Source organism: Leptotrichia massiliensis (assembly GCF_900104625.1).
Lineage (GTDB): Bacteria > Fusobacteriota > Fusobacteriia > Fusobacteriales > Leptotrichiaceae > Leptotrichia > Leptotrichia massiliensis.
The window spans coordinates 701,994-715,440 of record NZ_FNVZ01000005.1 but is presented as its reverse complement, the minus strand read 5'-3'; the positions used below and the strand labels follow the sequence as shown (position 1 = coordinate 715,440).

Genomic DNA, 13,447 nt, shown 5'->3' with positions numbered 1-13,447 from the left:
AAATATAATTACAATTAATCTATCGGATTATAGCTTCCGTCCCATTCCAACCCCAAACTGTTAGCATAATCAAAGTTATCTGTTGCAAGTTTACCCATTCTCTTATTTACAGTATAACTGAACAAACGTGGCTCAACATTCGGATCTCTACCACATTTCGCATTATTGCTTCGAACATCAATTTCAAATTCCTCATCAGTTTCATCAACATAAAATCTCATGCATTCTATACCTTCACTACCACCAAATTTATGCTTAACTATTGAATTTTGCACAAGTCTTACTGCTTCATTCTCACTTCTCACAGGTACAGCATTTGCCAATCCCGCACATACCAAAGAAAAAATCAAAACACCAATCTTTTTATTAAAAATTTTTTTCATCAAAATCACCTTCTCTTTCAATCTTTTTTCATATTAATTATACCATATTTTTTTATAATACAAAACTCGATTTTTAAAATAGAAATAAAATTCTATAAATCAATTTGATAGTTTTGCTAAAATTCTTAATTATTCATCTTAAAGACTTTTATAATTTTATTTATAAATATTATTATTAATAAATGTTTTTTCTTATTTTATTTATATATTTTTTAACGTAAGGGCATCAAACGCCATGCCCTTACAACCCCGCTTTACGCAAAACTTTCTTATAAAGAAAAAATAAAACTCGCTTCGTAGAAACTACACTCACTTTCGCAAACAAAAGTTATTTTTGCATAAATAAGTTTTATAATTATAAAAATTATGGCGAAAGAAATACATTCGTATTTAGTTATTTTTTCTTTAACGAAATTTTGCTTATTTAATGTTTTTCAAATTTCAGAACCATACTAAAACAGTTCTGAGTGTGAACCTAAACGAGATAAAGATAATACTAAAATGTCATCATAATATTTATATATTAATAGCCAATCAGGTTCTATATGGCATTCTCTGAATCCTTTGTAATTACTGATTAATGCATGATCTTTATATTTAATATCTAATACTTTCTTTTGAGCTAAAATATCAACGATTTTAAATAATTTATTAATATCTTTTCCTTGCTTTTTGGCTAATTTCAATTCTTTCTTGAATTGTCCTGTAAATTTAATTTTATACACCAAGTGCCTCTCTCAACTCCTCTATGCTGTCATACCCCTTTACACTATCATCTCTTGCAATTCTATCAGCTTCTCTCATTGCTTCTAAAGTCACTTCATTTGGCTCTTCTTCCAATTTCAATTCAAAAGGGATTCTATTTTCCCTAATTGCAGTTTTTAAGAACATATTTACTGCGGTTGTCATTGTCAATCCAAATTTGTTAAACAATTCGTTTGCTTTTTCTTTTGTTTCTTTATCAACTCTAATACTTAAATTTGCATTTGCCATAACAAATACCTCCTTTTTTTCTTCATTGTATCAATTTTTAATTACATTGTCAATACAATAAACCGATGTTAATAATATTGAAAACAGAATTGATTTTAATTTGAAAATTAATTAAAAAATACAATTGTTTAACTAAAAGAAAAAGAGCAAAATACATCCTCTCCAAACGAGAATCCTCTGCCCTTCATATATAAGTTTATCATTTATTAATATGTCCTATTTCCCTCTCTATCCCTACAGTATACATTTCCATACTGCTTATAACATTTCACTCCTCTTTCAGCATCTTCCCTGTTCACTTCATCCAGCAGACTGCAACTGAACGTAGTCATAGCAAGTATAACCAGCATAATTATTTTTTTCATAAATATACATCTCCTTTTATATTGTTTTTTTCTATATCAAATTATCATTCCATTTCATGTATTAACTATTTATGTGTTTTTTTATATTTTTATTATACAATATTTTAAGTTTGGGTGCAAGCTATTTTATATTTTAATATTTTTCTACAACTTATTAATTTCCACTTCCAATTTATCTAGCAACGAATCAAACTGTTTTGCTACAGCCTCGATTGTTTCAATTTTTGATAAGTCAACTCCTGCCTTTTTAAGCTGTTCCATTGGGAAGTCATTTCCTCCTGAGCTTAATAATTGGATGTATTTGTCTAGTGTTTGTTTTTTCTCGCTTTCATCACTTGAATTTATCATTTTTTCATATAAAATCGCTGATGAGGCAAAGCAAGTGGCGTATTGATACACGTAAAATGGCGAGTTGAAAAAGTGTGGAACTCTTGCCCAGAAAATATAGATTAAATCATCTTTTTCTATTATGTCGCCGTAATATTTGTCAAACAAGTCTTCCATAATTTTGCTTAAAACTTCCGCTGTAATCGGCTCTCCAGCTTCTGCCAGCTTGTGTGCCTGATATTCATAATCTGCTAGCAATGCTTGAAAATAGAATGTTCCAACAATATTTCCAATTTCCTGCTCCAGTAGTGCGATTCTTTCTTTTGGATCATCGGTATTTTCTAGCATGTAATCGAGCAGTAGTCTTTCGTTAAATGTGGAAGCCACTTCTGCTACGAAAATTGTGTAGTCTGCCATCGAGAAAGGCTGATTTTCATCTGAATAAAGAGTGTGCAAGGTATGTCCCAGTTCGTGTGCCAATGTAAATACGCTGTCTAAAGTCTTGTTGTAATTTAGAAGCATATATGGGTGAACTCCGTAAACTCCTGCAGAATACGCTCCCGTTCTTTTCCCTTTCGCCTCAAATACATCCAGCCAGCCTTCTGAAATCGCTTTTTTCATTTTTTCTACGTAATCTTTTCCAAGCGGAGCAACTGAATTTAACACTATTTCCTTCGCATCATCATACTCGTATTCCTTGTCAAATTCTATCAGATTAATTGAGCCGTCAAAATTATAATATTTTTCAAGTCCTAAAATTTTCTTTCTCAATTTTAAATATCTTTGCAATGGTTTTGTATTATTTTTCGCCGTATTGACAAGATTTAAGTAAATTTCTTCTGGAATATTGTCACTCTCCAGATGGCTTAACAAAAATGAATCGTAATTGTAGGCTTTCTTTGAAGCAATTCCCTTTTGCAAAATTGAGTTATAAATTGCAGCAATCGTATTTTTTTTCTTTTCATAAATTGTATAAAACGTCTGAAACATCAGTTTTCTGTCTTCCTGATTTCTATTTGTAGACAAAATTTTAGAATAATTGGCAGGCGTTACATCCACTTCTTCTCCAGAATTAAGCGTAACTTGAGGCCATTCCACATCCGTAACCGTAACTTCCGAATAAATGCTTCTCGGTGCTGAAAAGAATGAGCTGTAGTACGACAACAATTTGCTTTCCTTTTCTTCCAGAATATGCTTTTGCAGTCTAAATAAATTTTTCAGTCCAAATCTATAATCATCAAATTCTTTTTTTTCAATCCATTTTTCAATATTCTCACGATTATCAACCAGTTCGGAATTTACCCAGGACAATTCAGTAGAAATCTCTGCAAATAAAAACTGCACCTTCTGCAAATGCTCCACAGCCTCCTTAGCCGACGAGTTCAAATCCCTCGCAAGCTGAGGATAACGATACAATTTATAAGAAATCTTGTCCATCTCCTCCTGCTTCTGAAAAAACTCCAACAACTTCCCTTCATTCCCAAATTGCCCTTTAAACCCAGCCAATTCTTTTTTCAGCTCACTAACTTTCTCAAAATTCTTCTCCCAAGCTGAATAATTTTCATAAATATCTGATAAATTCCATTTATATTCCTGTTTTATTTCATTTCTTTCCATCTTTTCATTCCTTTTCTATTTTTATAATAATTCTTTTTCAAATCTAAAAGTTACATATTTTAAACCCTAGAATTACTTAATTATCAATTTGATAAAAATCTTTAAAAAACTATTTTTCTTTAAATTTTTCATACAAAAATAATATCAACGCAATAGGAATTATCCAACCTGCAACTGATAAAAATACCGAAAGTGCTAATTTCAGAAATGCAATTACTGCCACAATCCCAATTGCTATTACAAGACATCTTATCAATATTTCAAAATTACTTTTTGGTGTAACATCTTTCATTTTTCTACCTTCTTTCTTTTATTTAGAACATTCTTTATTTTAAAACATTTAGACCAAGTTATAAATAATAGACATGTTCGATAACCTGAGTTTTTGTGTTTCCACAAGTGGTCAAGACCCTTTGCTTTAGAATATTTATTTTTATTAAATTCTAAATGTATTTCTTCACAAGTATCCGTTCTTTCCCCTTTTTTGTTTCCCCCTTATCCAAAAACAATTTATACTTCCCAAACCCTCTAATCGTAATCAAACTCCCAATTTCAAGCATTTTAGATTTATCCTTTTCTTCCACATAATCAACTAGAACCTTTCCTTTTTCAATCGGCTCAATTACTTTTGTACGAGATAAATTTGTAATCGTTGAAACAATGCTGTCCAAACGCTTGGAGGGAACTGTAATTAACTTATCATCATATTTATATTGCGGAAGAATATTTTTATTTTTTGTGTCAATAATTTCAATTTCACAAGATGCTTTTCCAATTTGCTTTAATTCCGAAATAATATAATCCGCAATTTTCTCTGATACTGGAATATATCCTGATATTTTCCTGCCCTCATTTTCCAAAATCAAGTCTCCCATAAGCTCCCTTTTTATATTAAGTCCCATAAGGCTTCCTAAAAAATCTTTATGAAGATATTCACGAAATCTTGAATCTATTAATATTTTTAACAATTTATTTGGAAATTGAAAACTATTCTCACTAAACTCATTATTACAGTCCGCATAATCTTCAATTTTTTCATCATCTTGTACCAAACTTTTGCCATTTTTTGCAAAATTATCATAAACATCTCTATTTCCAGCTATAAAACTATCAGGCACAAATGCAATTTGCCGTCTATCACTATCCGCAAAAACTCCATCACAAATAACATTAAGTCCATCCATCCTTTTCCCCAGCTTCTTCCAAAAATTCGGCGTATAAAACTCCTCAGTAAAGCTCATAATCTCATATTCCTTCGCCACTTCATAACAATTATACAATTTGCTAGCCAAATACTCCATTTCTTTCGGAAACTGCCTCAAAAAATTTTCTTTTTTCATATTTCTCCACTTCTAATCTTCATTTACAACCCTTAGATTATCCCAATCTACATTTCTGTCCTTCTCTTCCCTTTTCTTCTGAAGCTCAAATTTTTCATATTCAGAAATCAAACTTCCCAGCTTTGAAATCACATACGCCACAACACCTATATCATCACCAAACCCAATAATCGGCAAAATATCAGGCACCGCATCAATCGTAGAAATCACATAAATAATCGCTCCAATAATTTTTACCTTATCCATCGTTGGAATCTTAAATTCCCCTCTTTTGTCCGCTTGCAACATTCTCACAAGAAGTCCAAACTTTGATGCAACTGCTCCCAAATTATTTTTCAACTTTCCAGCCTTTTTCAAATCTTCTGCTGTAATATTTGTTTTTTTATATTTCTCATATAATTTTTTCGCTCTTTTTAACATAATTTCTCCCCTTTCGCAAATGAAACTTTTGGTAACCTAATTATACTAAAAAATTTCTTACAATTCAACTTAAATAATTATGGATTATTCTAGTTAAATTATAAAAGCTCCGCCAGTTCATTAAAACTAAAAAGTTTATTTTATTAAAGAAAAAAATATTTATTATAAATTTGAATATAAATAAAATAAAAAAAGCGATATCTAAAAGTTTAAAACTCTATACATCACTTTTTTAAATTTTTATAATTTATCCATTTAATCTTAAAAATAAATTCAATATACTTCATTTAAGTTCCATTATCATTACTTTCAATCCTTCATCAGAAATAATATGCTCCAAAAGTTTAAATCCAAAATCTCTATAAAAATTAATTAATCTAGATTCATTCTGACATTCCAACCAGACATATTTAGTATTTATCAATTCCTTTATCTTCAATAACAAATTATATGCCGAAGTTAGTAAATCTTTTCCTGTAATTTTTTTCAAAATATCATCTGAATAATTTTTCCCAAGTTGTCCCAACAAAAAACTACTTGTCATCAAATCACCATTTCTTAATATACTTCCGCTATTACTCAGTTTCTTTTGCTGTGTTTTTGAAAGCACATTCAATTCTTCTTTTGAAAGAATTAAACTTCTATTTGCAATTGTAAAATATCCTAACATTTCTTCAATATTATCATCGTATACAAGATATGTCGAAGAAATACAAGATTTTTCAAATTTGATCGCTTTTTCCTGTAAAAATGTTTCTATATCATTCTTTTTATTTGAAATAGAAATACTTTTAAAATTTTTCAACATTTTATTTACATCTGTTTCTTCATATGTATTCACAAAATTTTTTAAATTGATATTTTCCAATTATTTTGTCCCCTTTTTTCTAAGATTCCATTTTTTACCTATCGCTTCTATAGTTTTTTCATCATTAACCTTAATCTCTAAATCCTCATTTTTATTTACAGTAAATCCTTCTTCCATCATTTTAATAAGCTCTTCAGCCGCTTCCTTATTCAATTCTAAATTTTTGAAAAAACTGCTTGTAGCCATAACTATCACCCCTTATCTTTTATTTCTTAATTAATATAATTATACCACATAAGAAATAAAATTTCCATAAAATTTTAAAAAATAGTTAAAAAAATTAATACAAAAAAGAGAACTACATATTAGTAATTCCCTTTAAAAATATTATTTATTCAAAATATTATTTATTCTAGCCAACGTTCTTTCTTTCCCAATAACTGCGATTACCGTGTACAAATCCGCTCCTCTGGCTTTTCCTGTAATAACTGCTCTAAGTGGCATTAATACTGCTGCTGGACCTTCTCCTATTTCATCTTGCAGTTCGTGCAGGATTTGCTTTGCTTCATCTTCTGAAATTTCTTCATTTAATTTATTGATTTTTTCAATAAACATTTGGATAGATTTTTTACCAGTTTCTGTTTCAAGTGAAGAAGTCAGTTTTTCGATTGATTTTCTTTCCTTTTTATTCATTCCTTCTTCAATTACTGGCAATTCAAATTCATCTTCAAAGTAAATTGAAGCATTTACTGGCAATTCCTTTAATGTTTGTGAACCTTCCCTTGTAATTTCCACAATTCTTTTTAATTTTGAAAATTCTTCATCTGACAAGTTTTCATTTTCATAGTAACCAGCTTGCACAAAATATGGAATAGCCAATTTTGTCAATTCATCCAGATCCTTTAATCTCATGTGATGATTGTTTACCCACCCCAATTTAACTAGGTCAAATACAGGCCCTCCAAGAGAAATTTTATCAAATGAGAAATTTTTTATCATTTCATCAATAGTAAAAATTTCTTTGTTTTCTCCAAAGCTCCATCCCATAAGTGCAAGGAAGTTTAGTAATCCTTCTTTTAAGTAACCTTCTTCTTTGTAGTAGTTCAATGAAACTGGATTTTTTCTTTTTGAAATTTTAGTTTTGTCAGCATTTCTTAAAAGTGGCATGTGATACCATTTTGGCTCATCCCATCCAAATGCTTTGTATAATTGAATATGCTTAGGCGTAGAAGAAATCCACTCTTCCGCTCTTATAACGTGAGTTATCCCCATCAAATGATCATCAACAATATTTGCCAAATGATAAGTTGGGAATCCATCAGATTTTAATAAAACTTGATCGTCAATTTTACTGTTTTCAAATCTAATTTCTCCTCTTAATCCATCATTTACAACAGTTTCACCTTCGTAAGGCATTTTCAATCTAATAACATAAGGCTCTCCAGCCGCTAATTTTGCTTCCACTTCTTCTTTTGACAAGTTTCTGCAATGCCCGTCATATCCTGGTGCTTGTTTCATAGCCGCTTGTCTTTCTCTTAATTTCTGTAATCTTTCAGCAGTACAGAAACAATAATATGCTTCCCCTTTTTCCACCAGTTGTTCAGCATAATCCTTATAAATCGAAAATCTTTCCGATTGTCTATAAGGCCCTGCTTCTCCCCCAACGTCTGGACCTTCATCATAATTTAACCCAAGCCATTTCATCGCATCAAAAATTTGCTGTTCCGAATCTCCTGAAAATCTCGTTCTATCTGTATCTTCTATTCTTAAAATAAAATCTCCGCCATTATGTTTTGCAAACGCATAATTAAATAGTCCAATGTAGGCAGTTCCTACGTGTGGATCTCCAGTTGGAGACGGTGCTATTCTAACTCTTACTTTTTTATTATCACTGTTTGACATTTTTTTCTTTTTTCTCCTATCTATTTTGTTATTCTTTGTATATTATATAATAAAATAAAGTATTGTGCAACAATTTGATTTTATGATATTGTAATAAATTTTATTAATTTATCTTTTTTACTTAAATTCTTTTATTTTTTATTATTTTCAAAAATTTTTTAGGCAGTTTTCTTAATTTTTTAAGTTGTTCTTCATCCCTACACCCAAAACTTACCATCACTGAAACTCCATATTTCTTCAATTCAAATACACTTTTTTTGAAAAATAATTTCTACTTTAATATCTTATAACTCTTTTATATTTATCAAAAGCATCACTTATTGCCTGCTTGTATTCTTCCTTTTCATAAAGGTTTTCTAAAATATATGAATAATATATGGACTCGCTAATCCGTTCTTTCTTATCTAAATCAAAAAACTGAACAATTACAAATTTATATTTTGTTCCTTTATCTTTACACCACTTCCCAATAGTCTCAATAATATCAACTCTATCAATAATAATTTCCTTAGCAGTTTCTTCTTTATTTGTAGGATCATTAACTGCTTGCACTATAAAAAAACGTCCATCGTTTGTTACAGCAGTTATTACTGAATTTTTAAATTTTTTTTGGATAATCTGCTTTATTTCAGTCACATCTTTATCACTTAATTGTTTATATTCAGGACCTCCATCAACCTTAACTTTCATTAAATCGTTTTCATAAGTTGTTTCTGCTTCTATTCTTTTTTTCTTCGTTCCTTCTGATATCTGTTCTGAACTTTCTTGCTTTTGACTCGTCTGTTCAGATGTATTATTTGGTTTATTTTTATTTTCATGTTGATTATTTTTATTACCACACGAAAATGCCGTTACCAGCAACATCATTACAAAAATTTTTTTCATAAAAATCCTCTTTCTGCCAATAAATTAATTTGAGTATATTCAAAATTCAAGTATTCGAAAACTACTCAACAACCTCATAAACTTCACTTGGTTCTCTTCTAGTTTTCGGAGTAATATCCTCATCTCTATACCCAAAACTTACAAAATACGAAATTCCATATTCCTTCAAATCAAACACACCTTTTTCAGAGAAGTATTTTTCAGCCATTTCTTTATTAAACCCTTCAATTGCACAGCTGTCAATCCCAAGAGCCGCAGCCATATTCATCATATTTACCATTGCAATGTAAGTCTGTTTTGAAGCCCAGTCAAATAATGCTCTTTCACTTTCCAGCAACTTAAAATGCTCTTTTTGAAATTTTGTAAAAAATTCTTTTCTAATCTTCAAATTTTCATCAGAAATATTTTTTATTTCCTTCCCAATTTTTTCAAAATATCCGCTATCGCCAGTAACACCTTTTCTAGCCAGCACCATAACAATATGGCTCGCCCCATTCAAACTGTTAATCGCTCCCCAAGCAAACTCTCTCATATCATTCAGCATTTCCTCATTTTTCACAAGAATAAATTTCCAAGGCTCAAGCCCAAAAGAACTAGGAGAAAGCCTACCTGTCTCAATAATTGCCATAAAATCTTCGTCTGAAACAACTTTTGTCTTATCGTATTTTTTGCACGCATATCTTCTGTTAAATATTTCAAACATTTCCTTTTTTGTTAATTCTTTATCTTTTAACATTTTTATCACTTCTTTCTGTATATTTATCATATCTTATATAAACTTTACTATTTTTTTATTTATTTAAAAAATTATTTTCTATTCTAAAATCTTGTAGCTCTTGAATACTGAGAAAACCCTTCTTTAAGTGCTTTTTTATAATCTTCATCTTCGTATTTGATTTGTAAAATATGAGAATAATAAATCGAACGACTAATTTCTTTATTCTGTTTTTTATCATAAAATTGATTAATTATAAATTTAAACTCTATCCCCTTTTCCTCACACCATTCTCCAATGGTATCAATAATATCTACTCTATCAATTGTAACTTCTTTTCCTGTTAATTCTTTATTATTACCATCGGTTACGTTTTTTCTTATAAAAAATCGTCCATCTTTTGTTACGGCTATTAATTCTAAATTGTCAAATTTTTTCCGAAGCATCTTTTTTATCTCTTTTACATCACTCTCGCTAAATTGTTTAGAATTATCGTACCCGCTAACTTCAATATTCATTAATTCTTTTTCATATATTTTTTCTTCTTTATTACCACACGAAACCAAAAATAACAAAAACAATAAAAATAATCCTTTTTTTATCATGCATCAATTCCTTTCATATTCCAATAGAATTTACTGATTTTTGATTTTCTCCATCACATCTTTGTCAAACTTGCCAGCTCTAAGCATCTCAATCTCAAATTTATACGGCGGAACTTTTTTAGCCTTTTTATCATCGTTCAAGGCCACATAAGGTGTTTCCAGAATCTTTGGCAAATGAGAAAATTTTTCAAAATGTGCAATTTTATTTAACACTTCAAATCCAATTTTTCCAAACCCTATATTTTCATGCCTATCTTTATGTGCACCACACACATTCTTACTATCATTCAAATGAATTACCGAAATCCTGTCAATTCCAACAATTTTATCAAACTGCTCAATAACTCCTTCAAAATCGTTTACAATATCATATCCAGCGTCGTGAACGTGGCAAGTATCAAAACATACTGTCAGTTTATCCTTTAATTTTACACCGTCAATAATTTTTGCAATTTCTTCAAAACTTCTCCCGCATTCCGTACCTTTTCCAGCCATCGTCTCAAGTGCCACAGTTGTTTTCTGATCTTTTGTCAAAACTTCATTCAGTCCTTCAATAATCTTATTAATCCCAACTTCTTCACCTTCCCCAACGTGAGCACCTGGATGAAGAACAATTCTCTTCGCTCCAATAGCATCTGTCCTTTCAATCTCTGTTCTCAAAAACTGCACCGCAATCTCAAATGTTTCAGGCTTTATCGCATTCCCAAGATTAATTATATAAGGAGCATGCACAACAATATCATCAATATCAATATTATTCTCCTTCATAAGTTTAAGCCCAGCCTCAATATTCAGCTCATCAATCGGCTTTCTCCGTGTATTCTGTGGTGCTCCAGTATAAATCATAAAAGTATTCGAGCCATAAGAAACCGCTTCCTTAACCGATCCCAAAAGCATATCTTTCCCACTCATTCCCACATGTGATCCAATTTTAAACATTTCTTTTTTCGACATTTCTATTTTACCTTTCTATTATTTCTTTTTTTTCTTCAAAACAGGAAGTTCATCATACATCGCTTCAAATAAATTCTTCAAAAGCTCTTTATTTTCAACATCATCAACAAGCAACATTTCCTTTGCCCCCTCATAAGGAATTTCATGCAAAGCATTCGGCATAAGCTCTTTTGCGGATTTTACAGCCTTCACAAGAAACCTGTCATCATAAATCCCACCAATAACTTTTTCCCTATAATAAAGAATATATTCCTCCATCATCCCTCTATATCTAACATTTTCCACTTCCGACAACTGTTCCAATACAAAATTTAAATATTCTTTACTTGAAGCCATATTTAATTCACTCCTTGCTTTTTTCTTCATTTTTACAATTTTTAACTATATCAGGAATATCTTTTACTACATCCTCAATCAATTTAGAAAAATCTACTGCATTTTTAGCTGTAATAACCGATTTTCCAGTATCTGCTTCAATCTCTTTTCTAGTATTTCCTGCTATTGCTCCACCTCGTTTTGCAACTTTTTTATTTTCTTCCAAGCCATTTGGATTATGAATATTAGTTAATTCTGTTGTTGTAGCTTCTGCAAGCATATTAAGTACAAGTTCTAAAGTTGACATATTATCCCTTAAATTCTCTTTTTTTAATCCTTTTAAATCTTTATATTCTCTAGTTACCATCCCAGACCATGCCTTTGAAATTTCATCTGTAAGAATTGCATATTCTATTCCCTTTTTTACTCCATGCTCTTGCATTCCTTTCTAACTTGAATCGCCTGTAATCTCTGATTTATCCATTCTTTTGAATATCCTTTTTTCAAATATGTTTCCAATGCCCTATCAATAGTTAGTTCTGGATCTGTAATTTCATCTATTCTGTCTTTTCCCACTTGTGCCAGCCACATTTTAAATGGTTCTGCCTTAGGAGACGGAATTGACTGAATAATTCGGAAAATTCCTTGTATATCAGCGACATCTGTTAATCTCATTTTTCCATCAGGTGCTTTTAACTTCAACTGTCGACAAATTGTCGACAATTCACTTTTTTCCTCATCTGTCATTCTTTTTTTCATTTTATACCAATAATCTCTAGCATTTACACTATCCGTTAATGCTCCTACAACATCGACAACAGAAAAATACCATTCTTCTTTTTCATTATCCCAAACAGACCTAATTTTTTTACCTTCAAATATTTGTATATTATTCTCCATTATTTCCCACCCCTTATGTAGTTTTTCGAACTTTATTAATATTTATATTATTTTGCATAATCACAAAATTTCACTCGTATTATTATCTCCACAATTTTTATAATCCTTGCAATTTCTCTCTCATCTTGTAAAGAAAAATCCCTGTCGCTACACTCACATTCAATGATTCTATATTCCCATAAATCGGAATAATCGCCTTTATATCAGAATTTTCTATCAGATATTCAGACACTCCGCCACCTTCGTGTCCAAAAATAAACGCATTATTTTCGCATAATTCTATTTTTTCATAGGAAATCGAATCTTCGTGTAAAGCAGTCGCTATTTTTAAATAATTTTTATTATTCAAAAATTCCACAATTTTTTCAGGTGTTTCATAAATTATGTTTAACTTGAATATCCCGCTCATTGTAGCACGTACTGTCTTTGGATTGTAAACATCTACTGAACCCTTTGTCAGAATTAAATTCTGAAAGTTTGCGGCAATCATTGTTCTAATGATAGTTCCAGCATTTCCCGGATCCTGAATATCATCAAGAATTACAACATCTCCCTGTATATCCTCAATTGTATTTAAATTTTTAGAATACAGGAATATTATTCCCTGACTATTTTCTTGAGTTGAAACTTCATCAAACAGATTATCCTTCAAAATTGTCAAGTTATCATGCTTAGAAATTTTATATTTTTCATCAAAATATTCAAATTTCGATTCCTTTACAATAATTTTATTAAAATTAATATTCTCATTTAAAAACTTTTCCCCTTCAGCCTTAAAAATACTGTTTTCATCACGATACTTCTTTTTATCCAGCTTTTTCAACAATTTATAAAATTTGTTATCTGGACTTGCTATTACATCTCTCATTTTATATTTTCCGCTTTCTATTTATTTAAAAGTACAAAAATCCCAATCTA

At 30.3% G+C, this 13,447-nt stretch carries 19 protein-coding genes; all 19 read right to left on the bottom strand.

Annotated elements, in window-relative coordinates:
- Positions 1-14 precede the first annotated feature (14 nt).
- Positions 15-383: a hypothetical protein gene (locus BQ5344_RS07380; RefSeq protein WP_071124780.1), complete on the bottom strand. Its 369-nt coding sequence runs from the start codon at positions 381-383 to the stop codon at positions 15-17.
- A 452-nt stretch (positions 384-835) separates the two neighbouring features.
- A complete protein-coding gene (locus BQ5344_RS07375; protein ID WP_006804297.1) occupies positions 836-1,108 on the bottom strand; it encodes a type II toxin-antitoxin system YafQ family toxin in 273 nt (90 codons plus the stop codon).
- Positions 1,101-1,376 (bottom strand): type II toxin-antitoxin system RelB/DinJ family antitoxin, encoded by a 276-nt coding sequence (locus tag BQ5344_RS07370; protein ID WP_006804298.1) that lies wholly within the window; start codon positions 1,374-1,376, stop codon positions 1,101-1,103. Before BQ5344_RS07370 ends, BQ5344_RS07375 begins: the two co-directional genes overlap by 8 nt.
- A gap of 206 nt (positions 1,377-1,582) precedes the next feature.
- Positions 1,583-1,741, bottom strand: coding sequence for a hypothetical protein (locus BQ5344_RS12290; RefSeq protein ID WP_162840182.1), 159 nt, complete (start codon positions 1,739-1,741; stop codon positions 1,583-1,585).
- A 144-nt stretch (positions 1,742-1,885) separates the two neighbouring features.
- Positions 1,886-3,685: an oligoendopeptidase F gene (pepF, locus tag BQ5344_RS07365; protein ID WP_071124779.1), complete on the bottom strand. Its 1,800-nt coding sequence runs from the start codon at positions 3,683-3,685 to the stop codon at positions 1,886-1,888.
- A gap of 109 nt (positions 3,686-3,794) precedes the next feature.
- Complete coding sequence (locus tag BQ5344_RS07360) at positions 3,795-3,977, bottom strand: hypothetical protein (protein WP_006804301.1); 183 nt, start codon at positions 3,975-3,977, stop codon at positions 3,795-3,797.
- 151 nt (positions 3,978-4,128) lie between these two features.
- Positions 4,129-5,025, bottom strand: coding sequence for a YlmH family RNA-binding protein (locus tag BQ5344_RS07355; RefSeq protein ID WP_071124778.1), 897 nt, complete (start codon positions 5,023-5,025; stop codon positions 4,129-4,131).
- 12 nt (positions 5,026-5,037) lie between these two features.
- The gene (locus BQ5344_RS07350) at positions 5,038-5,445 is read right to left on the bottom strand and encodes a YkvA family protein (protein ID WP_071124777.1); all 408 of its coding nucleotides are present in this window, start codon (positions 5,443-5,445) and stop codon (positions 5,038-5,040) included.
- 283 nt (positions 5,446-5,728) lie between these two features.
- Positions 5,729-6,313: a GNAT family N-acetyltransferase gene (locus tag BQ5344_RS07345; RefSeq protein ID WP_071124776.1), complete on the bottom strand. Its 585-nt coding sequence runs from the start codon at positions 6,311-6,313 to the stop codon at positions 5,729-5,731.
- A complete protein-coding gene (locus BQ5344_RS07340; protein WP_071124775.1) occupies positions 6,314-6,499 on the bottom strand; it encodes a hypothetical protein in 186 nt (61 codons plus the stop codon).
- A 141-nt stretch (positions 6,500-6,640) separates the two neighbouring features.
- Positions 6,641-8,155, bottom strand: a complete 1,515-nt coding sequence (gltX, locus tag BQ5344_RS07335; RefSeq protein WP_071124774.1) for a glutamate--tRNA ligase — start codon at positions 8,153-8,155, stop codon at positions 6,641-6,643.
- A gap of 276 nt (positions 8,156-8,431) precedes the next feature.
- Positions 8,432-9,040, bottom strand: a complete 609-nt coding sequence (locus BQ5344_RS07330; RefSeq protein WP_106394740.1) for a hypothetical protein — start codon at positions 9,038-9,040, stop codon at positions 8,432-8,434.
- Between the two features lie 61 nt (positions 9,041-9,101).
- Positions 9,102-9,776 carry an NAD(P)H-dependent oxidoreductase gene (locus tag BQ5344_RS07325; RefSeq protein ID WP_071124773.1) on the bottom strand — a complete coding sequence of 225 codons (675 nt, stop codon included), beginning with the start codon at positions 9,774-9,776 and terminating at the stop codon, positions 9,102-9,104.
- Between the two features lie 83 nt (positions 9,777-9,859).
- Complete coding sequence (locus tag BQ5344_RS07320) at positions 9,860-10,360, bottom strand: hypothetical protein (RefSeq protein WP_071124772.1); 501 nt, start codon at positions 10,358-10,360, stop codon at positions 9,860-9,862.
- 30 nt (positions 10,361-10,390) lie between these two features.
- Positions 10,391-11,314, bottom strand: coding sequence for a deoxyribonuclease IV (locus BQ5344_RS07315; RefSeq protein WP_106394738.1), 924 nt, complete (start codon positions 11,312-11,314; stop codon positions 10,391-10,393).
- Between the two features lie 18 nt (positions 11,315-11,332).
- Positions 11,333-11,650, bottom strand: a complete 318-nt coding sequence (locus BQ5344_RS07310; RefSeq protein ID WP_071124771.1) for a TfoX/Sxy family protein — start codon at positions 11,648-11,650, stop codon at positions 11,333-11,335.
- A gap of 7 nt (positions 11,651-11,657) precedes the next feature.
- The gene (locus BQ5344_RS12460; protein ID WP_235846132.1) at positions 11,658-12,071 is read right to left on the bottom strand and encodes a hypothetical protein; all 414 of its coding nucleotides are present in this window, start codon (positions 12,069-12,071) and stop codon (positions 11,658-11,660) included.
- Positions 12,053-12,529, bottom strand: coding sequence for a BRO-N domain-containing protein (locus BQ5344_RS12455; RefSeq protein WP_235846131.1), 477 nt, complete (start codon positions 12,527-12,529; stop codon positions 12,053-12,055). The genes BQ5344_RS12460 and BQ5344_RS12455 overlap by 19 nt, the downstream gene beginning before the upstream one ends.
- 97 nt (positions 12,530-12,626) lie before the next feature.
- Positions 12,627-13,397, bottom strand: a complete 771-nt coding sequence (locus BQ5344_RS07300) for a TrmH family RNA methyltransferase (RefSeq protein ID WP_071124770.1) — start codon at positions 13,395-13,397, stop codon at positions 12,627-12,629.
- Positions 13,398-13,447: the final 50 nt, after the last annotated feature.